Annotated in this window: 13 protein-coding genes; 8 read left to right on the plus strand and 5 right to left on the minus strand. The window is 46.4% G+C overall.

Annotation, left to right across the window (positions count from 1 at the left end; genetic code table 11):
* Window positions 1–85 precede the first annotated feature (85 nt).
* A complete protein-coding gene (locus OH458_RS07780; protein WP_269977875.1) occupies window positions 86–901 on the minus strand; it encodes an AraC family transcriptional regulator in 816 nt (271 codons plus the stop codon).
* Between the two features lie 511 nt (window positions 902–1,412).
* On the opposite strand from OH458_RS07780, the gene OH458_RS07785 reads away from it, so the two are divergent.
* The 3 genes from OH458_RS07785 to OH458_RS07795 all read left to right on the plus strand — a co-directional run bounded on the left by OH458_RS07785 (window position 1,413) and on the right by OH458_RS07795 (window position 5,510).
* Window positions 1,413–2,507: a PEGA domain-containing protein gene (locus tag OH458_RS07785; protein WP_039477602.1), complete on the plus strand. Its 1,095-nt coding sequence runs from the start codon at window positions 1,413–1,415 to the stop codon at window positions 2,505–2,507.
* A 147-nt stretch (window positions 2,508–2,654) separates the two neighbouring features.
* Window positions 2,655–4,481, plus strand: coding sequence for a formylglycine-generating enzyme family protein (locus OH458_RS07790; protein ID WP_269977876.1), 1,827 nt, complete (start codon window positions 2,655–2,657; stop codon window positions 4,479–4,481).
* Between the two features lie 318 nt (window positions 4,482–4,799).
* A complete protein-coding gene (locus OH458_RS07795; RefSeq protein WP_038188190.1) occupies window positions 4,800–5,510 on the plus strand; it encodes a helix-turn-helix transcriptional regulator in 711 nt (236 codons plus the stop codon).
* Between the two features lie 19 nt (window positions 5,511–5,529).
* On the opposite strand, the gene pdxH is transcribed toward OH458_RS07795, so the two are convergent.
* Window positions 5,530–6,165 carry a pyridoxamine 5'-phosphate oxidase gene (gene pdxH, locus OH458_RS07800; RefSeq protein WP_269977877.1) on the minus strand — a complete coding sequence of 212 codons (636 nt, stop codon included), beginning with the start codon at window positions 6,163–6,165 and terminating at the stop codon, window positions 5,530–5,532.
* A 207-nt stretch (window positions 6,166–6,372) separates the two neighbouring features.
* Between pdxH and OH458_RS07805 the strand changes: the two genes are divergently transcribed.
* The 4 genes from OH458_RS07805 to OH458_RS07820 are packed head-to-tail and all read left to right on the plus strand — an operon-like array spanning window position 6,373 to window position 12,531.
* Window positions 6,373–7,764, plus strand: coding sequence for an HlyD family type I secretion periplasmic adaptor subunit (locus OH458_RS07805; protein ID WP_038212101.1), 1,392 nt, complete (start codon window positions 6,373–6,375; stop codon window positions 7,762–7,764).
* A 59-nt stretch (window positions 7,765–7,823) separates the two neighbouring features.
* Window positions 7,824–8,486: a transglutaminase-like cysteine peptidase gene (locus tag OH458_RS07810; RefSeq protein WP_269977878.1), complete on the plus strand. Its 663-nt coding sequence runs from the start codon at window positions 7,824–7,826 to the stop codon at window positions 8,484–8,486.
* A gap of 5 nt (window positions 8,487–8,491) precedes the next feature.
* On the plus strand, window positions 8,492–10,402 hold the full coding sequence (locus tag OH458_RS07815; protein ID WP_005469161.1) for a bifunctional diguanylate cyclase/phosphodiesterase: 1,911 nt from the start codon (window positions 8,492–8,494) through the stop codon (window positions 10,400–10,402).
* Window positions 10,403–10,416: 14 nt separating this feature from the next.
* Complete coding sequence (locus tag OH458_RS07820) at window positions 10,417–12,531, plus strand: type I secretion system permease/ATPase (protein WP_005469201.1); 2,115 nt, start codon at window positions 10,417–10,419, stop codon at window positions 12,529–12,531.
* Between the two features lie 70 nt (window positions 12,532–12,601).
* On the opposite strand, the gene OH458_RS07825 is transcribed toward OH458_RS07820, so the two are convergent.
* Both OH458_RS07825 and OH458_RS07830 read right to left on the minus strand, forming a co-directional pair.
* Window positions 12,602–15,145, minus strand: coding sequence for a glycosyl hydrolase family 18 protein (locus OH458_RS07825; protein WP_269977879.1), 2,544 nt, complete (start codon window positions 15,143–15,145; stop codon window positions 12,602–12,604).
* Between the two features lie 367 nt (window positions 15,146–15,512).
* Window positions 15,513–16,910 carry a tryptophanase gene (locus OH458_RS07830; RefSeq protein WP_005469170.1) on the minus strand — a complete coding sequence of 466 codons (1,398 nt, stop codon included), beginning with the start codon at window positions 16,908–16,910 and terminating at the stop codon, window positions 15,513–15,515.
* Window positions 16,911–17,311: 401 nt separating this feature from the next.
* Here OH458_RS07830 and OH458_RS07835 point away from each other — a divergent pair, with 401 nt between their 5' ends.
* Window positions 17,312–17,941, plus strand: a complete 630-nt coding sequence (locus tag OH458_RS07835; protein ID WP_269977880.1) for a DUF2057 family protein — start codon at window positions 17,312–17,314, stop codon at window positions 17,939–17,941.
* Between the two features lie 24 nt (window positions 17,942–17,965).
* On the opposite strand, the gene OH458_RS07840 is transcribed toward OH458_RS07835, so the two are convergent.
* Window positions 17,966–19,243, minus strand: coding sequence for an HD-GYP domain-containing protein (locus OH458_RS07840; protein WP_269977881.1), 1,278 nt, complete (start codon window positions 19,241–19,243; stop codon window positions 17,966–17,968).
* Between the last annotated feature and the right edge of the window lie 104 nt (window positions 19,244–19,347).

The following is a 19,347-nucleotide window of genomic DNA, read 5'->3' on the forward strand; positions in this document are numbered from 1 at the left end:
TTTGCTAAAAACTCTGTTTTTTAACAAAACAAAAACAGAATCACACCAAATTAAGCAATATTATATTCGGTTTGTGCTTGCAGTTTTAACCAATTCTTTTCTTATAGGCTGAAGGTGAAATACCTTGAAGACGAGAGAAAGTGTGCGTGAAGGTACTTTGCCCTGAGAATCCCGTAAGCTCTGCCACTTGTCCGAGTGATAGGTTACCTTGCGCAATAAGCTGTTTCGCCATATCAATACGTTTGCTTAGCACATATTGGTGTGGCGTAATCCCCATTTGCTCTTTGAACAGATTGTGAAACTGACTTTCACCGAGAAAGACACTGCCCGCTAACTGAGCGACACTGATTTTCTGGCTCAGATGCTGCTCGATGTAGCGGTCAATCGCATCGAGATCAAAACGGGACTCTTTTCGCAGCGTTTCAAATGAAGACATGTGACGATGCAGTAATGCAATTACCGTGTCATTGCAAGCACGGCTTAGCAGAAGATCCTCAGGACTGGACTGCATCTCTAGCACCAGCATCTGGATGAGTTTTTGAATCTGACCATCGAGCTGAAAGTAAGTGTCACGATCATTGAGCTCATTGAGCTTTTGAAGCATTAATGGGTCGTCATCACTCACTATCGGCATATTGAGAACCAAGATATCGGATTGACCGACAACCCCGCCAAATGCATGCCCTGATCCGGAAGTCACGACGCAACCTTGACCGGGGCCAACATAGTTACCCTGCCCATTGACTTCAAACTCCGCTTGTCCCTTTAGCCCTATCACAATCTGCGTGTAGCTGTGGTCATGACACTCCATGTAAGAAGGGAGAGTCACCAATTCTGCCGGTTTCGGTGACAACTTATTGGCAGCATCGGGCGTGATGAGGGGTTTAGGAGGTAGATGCATAGAACACCACACAAATAGGACGGTCAGTAAGCAAATGGTATAACAAAATCGCGAAGATCCGAAATTCCTATCATCGAATACCAAATCAAATGCATAAAGCCTGGCCATTCTTTTCTTTGCAAATCGATGGCTTAGAAGAGAAATCAACAAAATCTTCCTCACCGGAAGAATGATCAAGTGCACATAATTTACGGTCAATGTGCCTTCTATCCATTAACTGATTTCCAGATTCGAATTTGCCACTTGAATATTTCTTTAATCCTCACAGAATGGTTCGACGACTTTCCTGATTTTCTAGAAACTTGTGTTAGAATCGCAGGCTGAGTTTAGCCAAGAGTGCTAAAAAGGACGAATCGATATCTCTGAAAGGCAAACGTGCAAAGGAGTGTCAATTGTTTGTCTTAAACATCTATCTGTCCGCTGGCTGTGGTTGTCTATTCAACATTCACGCCCCATAAAGCAGACTGAGTTTTGAGATTAGTGTATTAAACATTATATGTTGCAGGGACTTATGAACAAACGTCGCCTCCCAGCGCTTCTACTAGCGCTAACCCCTTTTTGGGTTTCGACTTCAACATTTGCGGAAGAATCTGCCCCGTCAGACCCTGTTGCCGCAATAGAAATCAAGATAAAGCAAAAAGAGTCTGAACTTGATTCCGTGACCAATGAAGTCAGTGCGGAAACAGAACAGTTAAGACAGCTACAAAGTGAAAAAAATCGCTTGAAGCGTGCAGAGCAAGAGCTGATCGTGAAACGAGACCGCGCAAAAGCCGCTCTGGATACGCAATATACCCGATTGCTTGAAGACCCAGGTTTGGACTTAGCGTCGTACCAAAATGAGTACCGCCAATCATGGGCTGCGGTAAAAGAAACTCAGCAAGCACAGCTTGAGAATAGACAAGCGATCGCCGAGAGCGAAATGCGCGTTGCTTCTATCAATCAAAAACACGCCCGTTTGAAGTCTGAATTTTCATACTTGAAAGAGCAAAAGGTAGACGCGCGTGTCAAACGTTTAGATCGTGAACTTCGTGACAGCAGTGTGCTTGAGACAAGTTACACAACTACCTGTTCGGCGACCATGACGTTGGGTGAGTGTTCAAACCAAGGTCAATACCTTACTAAGCAAAAAGCCGTAAAGATTTTCAAATCACAGCTGCTTGATGGTGTCACTGAGTCCCACACAGCGAAAGAAAACGCTAAAGATGTTCAGCTCAACGTCATCGTGCAAGAGTCTCAAGTGATCCGTTCAAGCTTTGAAGGCACGAATCAGTACTTTACCCAAATCCAAGCTCAGCTGCGCGCCCGCCCGGACAAGAGCACAGCGTGTAAGCTACTTAACGTCTCGACTCGATACTGCCTTAAAAACGCCAAGAAAAAGGATAAGAAAATCGACAAGAGTTGGGTAAACGTGACTGTTCGCTCTGACCAATACGACGATTCTGTTACCATCAACGGCATCAGTTACGGCAGCACACCAGTTGAAGTCGTTTTACCAAAAGGTCAGCACCAAGTGACGGTATCGAAGAATGGTTTCCAATCCTACAATCGGATCATTACCATCAATTCGAACGATACCGTGTGGGTGAAACTGCGTCCTAACGGATAATATTGAGTAAAAGACCAACACAATTCACAAAGATGAGTAAAAACGCCACTTTGATTCTCAGTTATCTAATGATAATTTGAGACCAAAGTGGCGTTTTCGTTTAGAATGAGCCAATTAACTTAATTTTTTGGATGTAGAAGAAAGACAATGCGATTCGGTTTCTCGACCCTTTTGCTAGCATTATCTCCGACCTTGATGGCGTCGTATGCTCAAGCACAAGAAACGCCAACATCATTGATGGAAATCGATGACCAGATTTTTACTAAACATTCGGAGTTAGTGACTTTTGAGCAGTTCAGGGATGGACAACAAGAGCTCGTTAATCAGCAACAGAGTGAAATAAAGCGCCTCAAGGCTGAAGCTGCGACTCTATCGGCAAAATTCGAGGATGCAAAAGTTAAACTCAAGCGCGACTACGAGCGCATGATTAATGATCCCAACATCGATATTGCCGCTTCTCAAGCCGCCTACCAAAACGCGTGGCAAAGTGTTAAAGACAATCAAGATCAAACGCTATCAGCGCAGCATCGTCTTACTGAGCTCGAAGCGGATCTTGTCACTAAGCAAGCAGAAATCAAAACCATCAAGCGGTTGATTGAAAACCTTGAAACCGCCAAATATCGCGCTCGTGCAGAACGCTTGGCGCAAGAGCTAAACCAACATAAAAAGATTTCCGTCAGTTTCACCAACCGCTGTGCTGACTCGATGACAATTGCTCAATGTGAAAGCCAAACCAAAGAGCTGGCGCTGCAAAAAGCCGTCAAAGAGTTTCGCTTGTCACTGTTAGAGAAACTTTCTGAAACCAATGTTGTAAACGCTAACCTGCACAAAGCGTCCATCAACATCCACGTTCTCGATCATCAAACGCTTGAAAGCGGCTTCCAAGATGGAATGCGTTACAGAAGCTTGATGGACGTCGAAATGGAGTCTCGCCCAGATAAAAGTACCGCTTGCCGCCTACTCGATCTTGATAAGCAATACTGCCTATCTAAAGGGCAAAGCAATGGCAATAACGCGGTAGTACAACAGGAAGTGGCGTGGGTGAACGTGTCAGTTCGCTCAAACTTGTACGATGATAACGTCTTGATTGATGGCGTCTCCTACGGTTCAACCCCCGTAGAGGTCATGCTACCTATTGGCGAACACACAATTTTAGTTGAGAAAGAAGGTTACTACCCATTCAGCAAAAGTGTTGAAGTGGGCTCTGACTTCGCAATTCGTGCTGAGCTAAAAGAGAGAACCAATCAACCGAGATCGGGAGACAAGTTTGCCGACTCTCTCGCCAATGACACCAAAGCTCCAGAGATGATTACCGTATTGAAAGGCCAATACCTTGTCGGTCAAAATGCGGCAGAGCGCGTTAACCTTGATCATGCTTTCGGTATCGGCGCAACGCCCGTTACTGTTAATCAGTTTAAGTTTTTTGTTGAACAAACCAACTATAAAACGGATGCGGAGCTGAAAAACACCTGTACTGCATTGATTGATGGCGAGGTAACGCCACTGTCAAAAAGCAGTTGGAAAAATCCTGGCTTTAAACAGTACCCGAACTCGCCGGTGGTGTGTGTTAGCCAGAATGACGCGAAATCCTATGCCAAGTGGCTAAGTAAACAGACGGGGGCGAAATATCGTCTGCCAACGGCACAAGAGTGGGAAATTGCAGCTCGAGCCGGAAGCCAAACCAAATACTGGTGGGGCAACACATTCGAAACCGGCAAGGCAAACACCGGCTGGAGTGGGACTCCTTGGTCTAATGTGAGTACTGCACCAGTCAGTGCATTCGCGCCAAACAAACTGGGTATGTACGATGCAGTGGGCAACGTATGGCAGTGGACCAACGGCTCAAGTGGTATCGCGAAAGGTGGTGCATGGAACTTCTCACCTGAAATGGCCGCCGCCGATCAGCAGTTGATTCTTTCAACATTTACCGCATCTAACTACCTCGGCTTCCGAGTTGTGCGTGAATTAAACTAACGCACTTCACTCAAACACGAGTAAGGGGGGGATTTCCCCCCTTTTTTGTTCCCGCGTACTAAGTAAAATGTCTATAGAGTCAATCTAATGCCAAATCTGTGCTAGCGAAATATTCCGCCAATAACAGAAACGGCTTTTAGGTCGCTCGGTATCTATTGATACGTCTATTCCAGCTAATATTGGTAATAGAACCTCTTCTACACGTCGACAAGAGTCATCTTGTGTTTGCCAGTCACTCTGTGTCTGGCATTTTTTATTCCTTAGCAACAGGGCCTTAAGCTAGAATCTCAGGGTTGCTCTATGAGGTGCATATAAGAAGTGAGTCCGCATTTAGTCTCCTTATTTAATCAGTTACCCGGATACTGGGGATGTAAAGACCAGAACTCCGTGTTTGTTTACGCAAATCTTGCCTACGCTCAACTTGTCGGTTTGGAAAGCCCTGATCAGTGTATCGGTCTAAGCGATCATGAGATCCCCAGCCCAACATCACGCTGTGCGGAAGATTTTCGTAGCCAAGACATCTATGTAATGGAACATCGCACCAGTCTAAAGGTGCTCGATATCCATCCTTATCCGGATGGGCGGTGGCGAGCTCATATTTTTATCAAAACGCCTTGGTACAACGAACTGGGTGAAGTGCAAGGGTCGATATTTTATGGACAAGATTTGTCAGACACGGCAATTTTGGAGGTCGGGCACTGGATATGTCGTGCAACGGGATTATCAGACGACTCAATGCTGTCGTTAAAGAGCCCGCAAACAGAGCTGCCTCTTAAACTTTCTCCTCGAGAATCAGAAGCACTGTTCTTGCTACTGTACGGGAAAAAGCCAAACTACATTGCAAAAGTGATGAACATTTCGATTAAAACGTTAGAAAGTCATGTCGCGCGGTTAAGAGCAAAATTTGGCGCGCATACCAAAGCGCAATTAATCGATCTTGCCTTAGAAAGAGGGTTCGGCTCTCAAATACCGCATACTTTGTTGAGAAAACAGATTTCGGTGGCGCTCAATACAGAATACGCCGCATAAGCGGCGTATTTTCAATGCACTAAGGTGCTAAACGGTCAATGTGCCAAGCCTCAGCTTCTTTCGAGAAGAGGAATCGATCATGCAAGCGGTGTTCACCTCCTTGCCAAAACTCTATCGACGTTGGTTTTATACGGAAACCGCCCCAGAAACTCGGTACAGGAATCTCGCCTTTTTCAAATTTATGCTTGAGCTCTAGAAACTTACCCTCAAGCACACCGCGTGCAGAGATACGGCTGCTTTGTTTACTGGCAATTGCCGCCAACTGGCTATCTTTTGGTCGCGACGAGAAGTATTTCATGTTTTCTACCACGGATAGCTTCTCGGCAACGCCTGTGATATGAACCTGACGCTCCATTAGGTGCCATGGGAAATGAAGACTGACTTTCGCGTTGACCTCTATTTGAGAAGCCTTACGACTGCCTAGGTTGGTGTAAAAAACAAACCCCTGCTCATCAACGTGTTTGAGCAAGACGATGCGCTGGAATGGCTGCCCAGATTCATCCACGGTTGCCACTGTCATGGCCGTCGGGTCAGTCAGCTTGGCCTCAATTGCTTGTTTTAGCCATAAATCAAACTGCTGAACAGGATCGGCGAGCAGATCTTTTCTTCTAAGACCGCCTTTGGTGTATTCGCGGCGAATATCTTCAAGTTCCATCTTATCTCCTGACGAAATTTTTTGCCTGATTGTGAGCTCTAATTTAGGAGAACTCAAGCATGAAGCTCGATACAAACACTACACTTAATCATGCAATGTAAGAAAGAGAAATTGCATACTGAAAGGCGATTATGACAGCAAATTCTTAACATTTGCATCAGACAGTAATAAAATCAATAAAATAACCTAATTTTACAAGGATCACCAATGAGTAAGAGCGGTTACAATAAGCTTACTCCTGACGAGCTAGAGTATGTCGACGACAAAACAGCGGCACTGCTATTGAATACGCCTAACAGCGCTCGAATCATGCTTTGGATTATGGTGCTCTTTTTCGTGCTTGCCGGTGTATGGGCGTCTTGGGCACAAATTGACAAAGTCACCGTTGGACAAGGCAAAGTCGTTCCCTCTTCACAAATCCAAGTGGTTCAAAACCTTGAGGGCGGGCTGATCAAAAATATCTTGGTTCAAGAGGGGCAAAAAGTCGAAAAAGGACAACAACTGCTGCTTATTGACGACACGCGTTTCCGCTCAGATTTCCGTGAGCGAGAGCAGCAAGTCGCCAACTTAACAGCCAGCGTTATGCAACTTTCTGCGTCGATTACCAGTGTGGCGATCAACGAAGACTTCGACAACAATACATGGCAAAACAACGTCCTGATTAACTTCAACAAACTCGCTTTCCCACCACAACTATCTGAAAGCAAACCTGAACTCGTGGCACGTCAGCGTGCAGAGTATCGACAAGATCTCGACAAGTTGAGAAACCAGATCTCTGTTGTCGATCAGCAAGTGAAGCAGAAACAGCAAGACCTGATCGAGATCCAAGCTCGCGTCCGTAACCTAAGAGACAGCTACAATTTCGCCAAAAAGGAGCTCGATATTACCAAGCCCCTTGCCGATGAAGGGGTTGTACCAAAAATTGAGCTGCTCAAACTGCAAAGGCAAGTTAATGATACCCGACGTGAACTCACATCCAGTGAACTCAAGGTTCCTGTGCTAAGATCGGCCATTCGCGAAGCCATGCTTAGCCGCATTGATATCGCACAAAAGTTCCGTTCAGAGCAACAAGAAAAGCTCAACCAAGCTCAAGATAAACTCTCTGCGATGACAGAGTCCGCTGTAGGGTTGGAAGATAGAGTCAACAGAACCATCGTCACCTCTCCAGTTACGGGCACGGTAAAAACTCTCTACATCAATACCGTTGGTGGGGTCATTCAACCGGGTATGGACATTGTCGAAATCGTACCGAGTGAAGATACCCTGCTCGTTGAGGCAAAAATTGCACCTCAAGATATCGCCTTCTTACGCCCCGAACTGCCCACTATTGTTAAGTTCAGCGCCTACGATTTCACCAAATATGGTGGTCTAGAGGGGACACTTGAACACATCAGTGCCGATACCACTACCGATGAAGAAGGCAACAGTTTCTACTTGGTACGAGTAAGAACCAAAGAGACAAGCCTAAACAAAGATGAAACTTTGCCAATTATTCCAGGCATGACCGCATCTGTTGATATCATCACTGGTAAACGCACGGTCATGGAGTATCTGCTAAAGCCAATCCTTGGTGCCAAAAACAATGCTTTGAAGGAGTGATGCATTATTCTATGTTCATGCCAATACAGATGCCCAAATCAAACGACAATAGTGCTTAAATGAAATATCTCTATTTAGCACTCCTGCTTTTGATTGCCTCAACTACATCGTTTGCTCTTAACACCCAAGAGCAACGTTGGGTTGAGGCTGTTCGCAACACGTATGGTGATCGCGCCGCTCGCCGAGTAGAAACATGGCGTAAAGAAATAGCCGCTTACCGCTCTCTCTCTGAACGACAGCAGCTTACCGAGGTAAATCGCTTTTTCAATCAGCTCAACTTTGTCAACGATGACCGCTTGTGGGGCAAAAACGACTACTGGGCAACGCCTCTCGAATTTCTTGGCAGTAACGCTGGGGATTGTGAAGATTTTACCATTGCGAAGTACTTCTCTTTACTCGAGTTAGGTGTCTCAGACAAGAAACTCCGTTTAGTGTACGTTAAAGCCATAGAATTAAATCAGTTTCATATGGTTCTCGCTTATTACTCCAAGCCAAGCGCAGAACCAATTCTACTCGACAACATTGACCCAGAAATTAAGCGGGCGTCGAAGCGACGTGACCTGCTACCGATATACAGTTTTAACGGTAAAAACCTGTGGTTAATGAAGTCGAAACAAGGACAGTTAGCAGGGAAATCATCCAGATTGAGTTTATGGAATGATCTCCGTGCTCGCGAGAAATCGCTAAAACTAAACAAACCCATAGTCAATTATGATGAGTAGGCAATATGACGTTATATAAACAGCTTGTCGCGGGAATGATTGCTGTAATCTTGATGCTACTGATCTCGGTGTTTATCATCGAGTTTGATACCACTCGAGATAACCTAGTACAGCAACAACAGTCGGAAGTGAACAACACCATTAATACGGTCGGTTTGGCTCTCGCTCCCTACCTAGAAAAGCGAGACACCGTTGCTGTTGAATCGGTAATTAACGCACTGTTTGATGGCAGTAGCTATTCGGTCGTGCGGCTGATCTTTCTCGATACTGGGGAAGAGATTCTGCGCTCGTACCCAATCAAACCCAACAATGTGCCTCAATGGTTCACTGACCTTCACCTGTTTGACAAAATCCACGATCGTCGTGTTGTCACCAGTGGCTGGATGCAATTAGCCGAAGTTGAAATTGTTAGCCATCCCGGAGAAGCCTATGCCCAGCTGTGGAAAGCATTCGAACGATTGGTGATTGCGTTTTGTATCATTATGCTGATTGGCCTGTTCTCGATTTCATTTATTCTTAAACGCGCGCTTAAACCTCTCAATCTTATCGTAAACAAAATGGAGCAAGTGGCGCGCAATCAATTTGGCGACCCACTTCCCCGCCCTGCTACGCAGGACCTCATCTATGTTGTTGATGGCATCAACAGTATGTCTTCTCAGCTTGAAAAGTCCTTTAAAGCGCAAGCAAAAGAAGCGCAACAGCTTCGCGAAAGAGCCTATGTTGATCCAGTTTCAGGATTGGGTAACCGCGCCTTCTACATGAGCCAATTAAGCTCTTGGCTAAGCGAAGGCGGATTTGGTGGCGTTGCTATTCTTGAAGCGAGCTTCATTCGTGAGCTCTACGACGACAAAGGGTATGAATTTGGTGATGGTATGGTTCGTGAACTAGCTGACCACCTGAAAGTGTCGTTAACTTCACCAAATGTTACCTTAGCTCGTATCTCTACGGAGGAGTTCGGTTTCATCCTTCCGAACATGGACAATACCGAGCTGAAACTGATCGCTGACAGTATCGTCACCTACGTTCAAGACATCAACTCCGACCCTACTGGCATGGCAACATCAAGCATCGCACTTGGCGTGGTCCACAATGAAACCTCGGTGAATACCAGTGAAGTATTGACTATGCTCGATAACGCATTGGCAACTGCAAAAGCTAACCCAGAGATTTCTTACGGCTACATTTCTGCTGCCAATCACGACAACCTTATGGGCAAACAGCAATGGAAAACCTTGGTGGAAGAAGCGATCAACAACGATTGGTTCACTTTCCGCTTCCAAGCAGCCAACAATTCGTGGGGACAAACATTCCACCGCGAAGTGTTCTCGGCAATTGAAAAAGATGGCGAACGCTATAGCGCCAACCAATACTTGTTTGCACTAGAGCAGCTTAACGCTAGCCATGTGTTTGATGAATACGTAATCGAGTCCATGGTTAAACGCATCAAGGAAGGGGAAGTCTCTGAACCTGTCGCGATCAACATTGCTCAGACAAGTATCTCTCAACCAAGTTTCATTCGATGGGTAACCCAACTGCTCAACAAAAACAAAGCGTGTGCGGGTCTGCTTCATTTTGAGATTCCTGAAAACTGTTTTATCAACTCCCCACATCACACTGCACTATTTTGTAATGCGGTTCGTGCAGCGGGCGCGGATTTCGGTGTCGACAACTATGGACGAAATTTCCAATCACTCGATTACATCAATGAGTTCCGTCCTGCGTATGTGAAACTGGATTATCTTTACACGCATCACTTAGATGATGAGAAGCAGAAGTTCACCTTAACCTCTATTTCACGCACAGCTCACAACCTAGGTATTAAGACCATCGCTTCTCGTGTTGAAACTCAAACTCAGCTCGACTTCTTGTCTGAGCACTTTATTGAAGTCTTCCAAGGCTTCATTGTAGATAAATAGGAAAAAGGTATAGCATGCAGGATCCGCTATTAAATTCGCTTATCTACGTAAGCCGTTACTATGGCTTAGCGAATTCTCCGGAGGCATTGATCAATGGTTTACCGTTGGCTGACGGAAAGCTCACTCCTTTCCTATTCCCGCGCTCTGCTGAGCGTGCGGGCTTGGTAGCGAAAGAAAACAGAGCGCCACTAAAGGACATATCACAACTGGTCTTGCCGGTCGTGTTGCTGCTTAAAAGTGGCGATGCTTGTGTTCTAAACAGCATCAATGACGACAAAAGTGAAGTTGAAATCGTGACCGGAGATTCAGGCTTAGTCCCTGTATCTATAAGTTGGAGCGATCTTGAAGAGCAATACATTGGTCGCTACTTCTTAGTCAAAAAACAGTTTCGCTATGACGAACGCTCTCCCGAAGTATTGGAAACCAAGAAAGGTCACTGGTTCTGGAGTACCATTTGGCAGTCGAAGCACATCTACCGTGACGTGCTAATCGCGTCGATTTTGATTAACTTATTCGCGGTCGCGGCGCCGATGTTTACGCGCTTAGTCTACGATAAAGTGGTGCCAAACCTCGCTTTTGAAACACTTTGGGTATTGGCGAGCGGTATCTTTGTCATTTTCTTGTTTGACCTTTGCCTGAAGTTGATGCGCAGCTACTTTATTGATGTCGCAGGCAAGAAGTCCGACATACTGATCTCATCTAAGCTGTTTAGTAAAGTGATGGGGATTCGAATGGAAGCAAGGCCACCCTCAGTCGGTGCGTTTGCGCGTCACTTACAAGAATTTGAGTCCATTCGTGAGTTCTTTACTTCAGCCACGATTGGTTCCTTGATTGATCTTCCGTTCGCATTACTCTTCTTGCTACTGATCTGGCTGATGGCTGGCAACCTCGTTCTCGTGCCTATCGTCGGCGTGTTGATTTTGGTGATTTACTCACTGCTAATCCAAGGACCATTGCGTCATACCATTGAAGAAGGTTCACGCTTGGCCTCGCAAAAATACGCTAACCTGATCGAGAGCCTTGCCGGACTCGAGACAGTAAAGCTGTTTGGCGCGCAAAGCCAGTTCCAGTTCCGTTGGGAAGAAGCGGTTGCTCATATGGCCAACTGGAACGTCAAAAGCAAAAGGATTACTGACGGTATCCAAAATACTGCGGGCTTTGTTCAGCAAGCTTCAAACGTTGGCATGATTATCCTTGGGGTTTATCTGATTGCAGAAGGCGAATTAACCATGGGTGGGCTAATTGCTGCCACCATGCTAAGTGGCCGTGCCATTGGTCCTATGGTTCAGTTATCTCTGTTATCGACACGCTATAACCAAGCGAAATCTTCCATGTCAATCATTGAGCAAGTCATGAGCATGCCGGATGAACAAGAGGAAGGGAAACGCTACATCCATCGACCTATCGTCCACGGTAAAATTGAACTGGATAAAGTGACTTTCCACTACCCCGACTCTCCGGTCGCCTCTGTTAGAGACTTGAGCTTAACTATCCAGCCCGGAGAGAAAGTCGCGATTATCGGTCGTATTGGTTCAGGGAAAACCACCCTAGAACGCCTAATCATGGGCTTATACCAGCCGACGGAAGGGCACGTTCGTATCGACGACACCGATATCCAGCAGTTGCACCACATTGATGTTCGACGCAACATCGGCTGTGTGCCGCAAGATAGCCAGCTGTTTTACGGTTCTATCCGCGACAACATCACCCTAGGGCGACCTCTAGCCGATGATCGAGACGTAATGGACGCAGCGAATCGAGCGGGTGTTACCGTGTTTACTCAACAAGACCCTGCTGGTCTGGAGCGTCAGGTAGGTGAAGGCGGCATGCTATTGTCCGGAGGGCAACGTCAAGCAGTGACCATTGCGCGTGCACTGCTAGGCCGTCCACCTGTACTTCTTATGGATGAACCAACCAGTGCCATGGACAACCGTTCAGAAATGCACATCAAACAGCAACTCGCTCAGCTTAAGCAAAGTGAGACGCTGATTTTGATCACTCACAAGACCTCTATGCTCGATGTCGTCGACCGTGTGATTGTGATGGAAAAAGGTTGCGTGATTGCTGATGGGCCAAAACATGAGGTACTAAACAACCTCAAACAAGGTAAGGTAAGAGCGGTCAACTAACCATTTCGAGAACTAAAAAAGCCATTCAGGTCACCCTGAATGGCTTTTTTTGTTTTAGCTCGAATATCGATTAATTAGTTGAACAACTTGCTGGGCCAACTTCCTTCCATACTCCCCATTGACCAGACTTCGTTGGATCGTCACCTTTAGTCCACCATTTCGCTTCCCACACTTTACCAGCCCAAGAAACTTGTTTGCCGCCAGTGTATACCGTAGATGCACTCCAAAGGTCGCTACAAAGATCGCCACCGGTTACCTTCTTCGCCACAACGACAGTCGAAGAAGCCGAAGCGGTCGCTTTGCCATCGCTTACCGTTACCGTGAAAGCAAGTGATGTGTCTTGCGTGTACTCAGCAGCAACAAAGCTCACTGTTGCACCATCCACAGTTGCATTTAAACCTGCTGGTACATCCCAAGTGTAAGTCAGCTGATCGTTGTCCGCGTCACTTGAAGAAGAAGCGTCAACGACCACCACGTCACCCGCATTGACATTCGCAGGTGCGACAATCGCTGCCACTGGTGGCGTGTTGACAGGTGGTAGATCCTTAGCGTTGACAGTAACCGTCACGGTATCTGATGCTGTTGCACCTTCGTTGTCAGTGACTGTCAGTTTGAAGCTCAGAGTTTGTGTCTGTGTGACTTCATTGACATCAAAGCTTGCCGCGGCACTGCTTGCGCCAACCAAAGTCACTGGCGTGCCGGACACTTGGCTCCACTGATAGCTCGCGATAGTACCGTCAGAGTCTTTTGAAGCGCTGCCGTCAAGAGACACAGTCGCAGGACCAACAACCGTAACATCAGCACCTGCATTGGCAACTGGTGCGCGGTTTACTGGCGTTGTTGTGCCGCCCGCTAACCCTTCATGCATCGCATTTAGGATATCGCCATTGTCAGCATCAATTTCCCAAGAGAAAAGACCAGCAAGGCCAAGAGAACGCACGTACGCGCCTTTTGCTTTCACTGAGCGGTCATCGTCAAACGTGATCAACTCACCAGTAGAACGGTTCCACACCCAAGGCGCTTCTGCTTGCTCATCATAGCCATATTCAAAGCCATTAACGCCCTGCTTGTTATCGCCAAGCATGAAGGTTTTCACGCCTTTGTAATCAATAACGCCATCTTCCCAAACGCCTTGCTCGGTAGAACCTTTGAGTTTACCTGTTGCAACACCTGTCATTGGGTCGGTTGGATCAGACAATGTATCTGGCGTCACACCTTCCCAACCACGACCGTACATAGCAGTGCCCAGTACGAGCTTGTTGGCTGGAACACCTTGAGCGAGTAGCAATTGAATACCGTTGTCAGAGGTGTAAGCAGGACCTTTGTACGGTTCGCCATTTTCATCTAGGCCTGTTCCATCACACTGACCAGGGCGCATAAACGAACCACAGTACAACGCCGTTTGGTGACCCACTACGTTGTTCCAACCACCATAGAAGTCGTAGGTCATCGCGAAGATGTAATCCATGTATTGAATCGCTTCACCGTAGTTCACGTCTTCAATCTTATCGTGACCAACACCGATTGCAGACGTCAATTCGTAAGTACGGCCAGTTTCTGCTTCGAGTTCATCAAGCATGACACGCAGTTCACGCATTAATGCGATGTACGCAGGGCCATCGTTTACTGGATCACCTTTATCCGCCGCAGCACCGCCGCCACCAGGGAATTCCCAGTCAATGTCGACACCATCATAGAATTTCCACGTTTTCAGGAAGCGCTTCACTGACGCGATGAAAGTGTCACGATTTGCTTTGTCTACAAAATCGTAGAATGGGTCTGACAGTGTCCAACCACCGATAGAAGGGATGATTTTCAAATCTGGGTTACGCTGCTTAAGCGCCATCAACATTGCGTAGTTGCCCTTGATAGGCGAGCTGTATTCGTGACCGGCTTGCGGGAAGCTTTTTTGGTAAGCAGCCCAAGGGTCATGGATGACCACTTCGTAATCCGCAACGCCCTGACATGCAGTTTGCAACGCGTTGAAGCTGTTGCCTCCAACAGATTTCACCGACTCGTTCGGACCACAAACGGGAATGAAGCCATAAAGAATATGAGTTAGGTTATCGGCTGGAATATTGTCCACGGTGTACTCACGGCCATAGATACCCCACTCAACAAAGTAAGTACCCACAACAGTATTGGGATCGGTATTGTAGGTTTTATTGTTCGGGTCAACATTCATTGTCAGTGGTTTTAAGTGCGAACCATCCGTATCCGCGACCACAATTTCTGCTGGAGCACTTGCGCTACAACCTGTGGCATCACATGCTTCAATCGTCATCTGATAACGACCACCTTGGCCATAGGTAAAGTTTGCTGTGGTTTGGCTGCCAGTAATCGGGCCAGTCGCCACTTCAACGCCATCAAATAAGATCTTGTAAGTGTCACCCGTAGTGCCACTCCACTGATTAAACTTAACGGTGATGTTCGCTTGCTCGTTGTATTTCACCATCTGGTTGTAGCCAGAGGTGGTTTCCATTGCGAGTTCTATTTTAGAAAATTGTAGGTTGTTCGAGCCATATACGTCGACGCTTGGAGCGGCTGGTGCTGCAAGCGTGGCCCCAGAAAGTGCCATCGCGATGCTAGCTGCACACAAAGTAATACGATTCATATCTATTTCTCTCATTCCTTGAAGTTCACTCTAAAGTCAGAGTTAAAGCTGTTCCTCTACAACTAATGAAGAACATCCACTTCAGTATTTAAGAGACTTTTTTTTAGTTGGAAAAAATAAAAGTGCTTTACGAGTCAAAGTCAAAATTCATAATCGTGTTAGCACTTTGTTACATCAGTAATTGGATACTGAGTCAGAATTTATAAACTCATTGAGTTGCAGAAGAAACCGTATGCTTATGAATAAAATGCAGAATCTGTCACTAGCTAAAGACATGGGATTAAAATAGAACACTGCCCCAGTGAAAAATCGCTGAGGCAGTATTTCGAGTCTATTGACCTTTTTCGGTTACATAAAAATAAGGGAATTATTTCGATTTGAAACGCGCGGTAAAGTGGCGCAATACCGGTGGTTCGTACTCAAATGTCAGCCCTTTTAGCTCGTGCGCACTCTCTTTCAACGCGATAATGGCATCCGCGATGTAGTCCATATGGTCGTTAGTATAAACACGTCTTGGGATTGTTAGACGCATCAACTCTAATTCTGATGCTTTCTGCTCTCCGGTTGCCGGGTCGCGACCTAACAACAAGGAGCCAATCTCGACAGCACGGACCCCAGCTTCCAAATAAAGTGCGTTACATAACACTTGTGCGGGAAACTCGTGCGCAGGAATATGGGGCAATATTTTCGCTGCATCAACAAACACGGCATGACCACCCGTAGGATATTGAATAGGAATCCCAGCTTCACGTAGCCGCTCACCAAGGTATTGCACTTGGCTGATACGGTAATGCAGATAGTCTTCATCCGCCCCTTCGTACAAGCCTCTTGCTAATGCTTCCATGTCACGGCCAGCCATACCACCGTATGTCACGAAACCTTCCATCGGTACGCAACGTGTCTGCACTGCTTGGAACAGCTCTTTATGATCACGAATACAGCACATTCCGCCAATATTAACCATCGGATCTTTCTTAGCTGACATCGTCAGCATGTCGCCGTATTGGTACATTTCTCGAATGATCTCGAGAATCGACTTGTCTTGATACCCTTCTTCGCGTTGCTTAATGAAGTAAGCATTTTCACAGTAACGCGCGGAATCAATAACTACGGGGATGTCGTTCTTCACTGCAATCTCGTAGACCGCACGCATGTTTGCCATAGAGACTGGCTGTCCACCCGAGCTGTTGCACGTCACGGTGGTGATAATTGCACAAATGTTTCGCGCCCCATGCTCTTCGATCGTCGCTTCCAGCTTTTGCAGATCAAAGTTACCCTTCCAGTCGTACGGCGTGGTCGTGTCAAAGGCATGCTCATCAACCACATTGATTGCCTTACCACCATTTAACTCAATGTGCCCAGCAGTGGTGTCAAAGTGATAATTCGAGATAAATACAGGATCGGTGCCACCGCGAACCGTACGCATACGCTCAATGAGTGCTGGAAATAGAATTTGCTCAGCGCCGCGCCCTTGGTGAGCAGGAACCGTTAACTTGTAGCCAAAGAAATGCTCGACAGCTGCGCACAAGTTGTAATAGTTGCGGCTACCCGCATAAGACTCATCCCCCATCATGATGCCAGCCCACTGATTGTCACTCATGGCCCCTGTGCCCGAATCGGTGAGCAGATCGATATACACATCATCACTTCGGAGTAAGAAAGGATTGAGACCGGCTTGGTTGAGCGCCTCGACCCGATCTTGATAAGTGGTCATTTTGATCGGCTCTACCATTTTGATGCGAAAAGGTTCTGGAATACGTTTCATTATAATTTCCTATAGATATAACTGGCCCTACAGAGGAATCTGTATCTGGCTAAATACATAACTTTTTGAATGTGCGCGAAATGCGCGAGAGGAAATTACAGTGAGTCTGTTTCTTTGCTTTGTAGCGAGAGGCAGTAGTCTAAGTTATACCATGACAACAACACGTATCGGCTGTCGTGCATCCAAATGCAATTCATAGCGTTGTCCTTATCGTTGGTGGCAAACTGACCAACAATATAGTCGCTTAATTTTCCCCTTTCCGTGAAATGCGACTCACTTTATAAAAATAGAGTACTCTCCGTCATGTTGCGGTCAAAATTCCCTTCATTGTTATGGTTCTGATTGCATTCGCCTACTCAGGTTGGCAGAGTTAAGTCCACTCTGTTTTTACGGCGAAATTTATGAAAGTCCAAACCTCATTATTGGCGTTTGCCGCGCTGGGTTTAAGTACAAATGCACTGGCAGACGTTACGATTTCCATTCCAGATACAGTTGAAGTCCTTCTGGTCAATGAACAAAAGCCGCAACTGGATGGTGGTCTTTTCTCATCTCAAAAGACAGTGACCCTACCTGATGGCGAAAACCAAATTCTGTTCTTATACAAGCCTTACTTTACTCAAGGAAAGGATCGAATCATTGTTGAAAGTGATCCTATCGTTGCCAAGTTTGCGGCAAAAGAGAGTGAGCTTGTGTTCGACTTTCCAAGCTACCGAAACGTGCGCGAAGCAAAAGCAGAGATTAAATCTGCCGATTGGCAATTTAAGAACCAAAACGGTCAGGTAGTTTCCGTTCAGCAAGAACAACTGGCAAAGGAAGGTATGCAAATTGGGCGCAATTTCAAACTTGAAATCGCCGAATACAATCGACATGACGGCATCGCTTCATTGAACAATTCGCTCCCGATGCCAACCAATGTCTCAATGGATGATTTGAAAGGTGAAAACACCGCAGAGCAGATGCTCCATTTTTGGTATCAAGAAGCCGATGAAGAAACGCAGCAGCGCTTTAAACAGTTTCTTTTAGCTCAATAGATTACAGCTCAAGCAACGGCGTGCTCACTGGTGCGCCGTTGCTAGCTCATCGAGACCGGTAGAGATGTTGTAACAGCACCTCGCATGGTGTTGTAAGCAACCATAGACCTTTTCATCCAGTTGCCCCTTCTCCACCAGCTCCTTGAGAATACACATCGCTTTAGAGAGCGTTAACCCTTTTCGATAAGGTCTCGATTGTGTCAGCGCCTGAAACACATCCGCGATTGCCACAATCCGGCTTGGTTGATCGAGTTGTTCGGCTGTCTTACCCATTGGGTATCCAGAACCGTCGAGTCGTTCATGGTGGTTGGATGCCCAATCGATCACTTCTTGGCAATGAAACATTTTTATCAAAGCATGACGCGTGTCGGTCGCATGTCGACGGATACAAACATACTCCTCTTCGGTCAAGGCTTCCGGTTTATGCAAAATCGCGACTGGCGTTTTCAGCTTACCAATGTCATGAACGAGGCCCGCTAAGTACAACATTCGTTGAACGCGATGTGAGTAGCCAAGTTGCAGCCCAAGAAACTCCGTCAGTTTTGCGACGTTCCGAGAGTGCTCAAACGTAAATGAGCTTTTTGCATCTACAATCTGGGCAAACAGTTCGGCAACCGAAATGGTTTCTTCTAACGTCAGGTGGGTGGAAAAGAACGGAACGCCGTCAAAACGATAAGCTAAATTCTCGATGTAGCGCGAATCCATGGAGAACCAAAAGTCATCACTGTTGATCAGCTCAACCATGTGCTGAACATGATTGGCATCAAACATAGTCCATGCGTTGGCTAACAACTCTTGCGTAATCACCTCACGGCTAGATTGAGTCACATTGCCGTAGCTATCAGGACAATAGTTGGCATGCAGATAGTCAACTCTATCGGATATAAACAGCAGCGCGGCGAACTGCTTATCCTCCTCGGAAATGCCTTCTGTCTGCGCTAGCTCAGACCACCATGTATGGTGATAAAGAATTGGGACGGCTAAAAACTCCAAAGGTTTGCAAGCACGAAGGAGTTCATACCCTTTCACGCAATGAGAAATCGTGTCTTTGGGCACCAAGCTTTCTAGCAGTGCGCTTCTTTCCGTTGCTTCCGTAACGCCACAGTCATGAATCAAACCCAGTGAAAAGGCAATTTGAGCCTTTTCTTCACTCCAACCCATTCTTTGGGCACAGCGATACGCGATATAAGCCACTCGATGGCCGTGATGGATATCATCCACGCCAACCGCATCCAGCGCACAAGCCATTTCAAACAACACCTGACGTAAATCGACGCTTACGTGATCAAGTGACACTTCCATATTATTCCGCACCAACAATTTTCGTTGTTATTATTTTAGTGCCGAGAGAGTAAACTAAAGTGCCAGACAAAAACCACATCAATATAACGGCTATTTACAATTAT

It is taken from the genome of Vibrio sp. MarTm2 (genome assembly GCF_027587055.1).
Taxonomy (GTDB): Bacteria; Pseudomonadota; Gammaproteobacteria; order Enterobacterales; family Vibrionaceae; genus Vibrio; species Vibrio sinaloensis_D.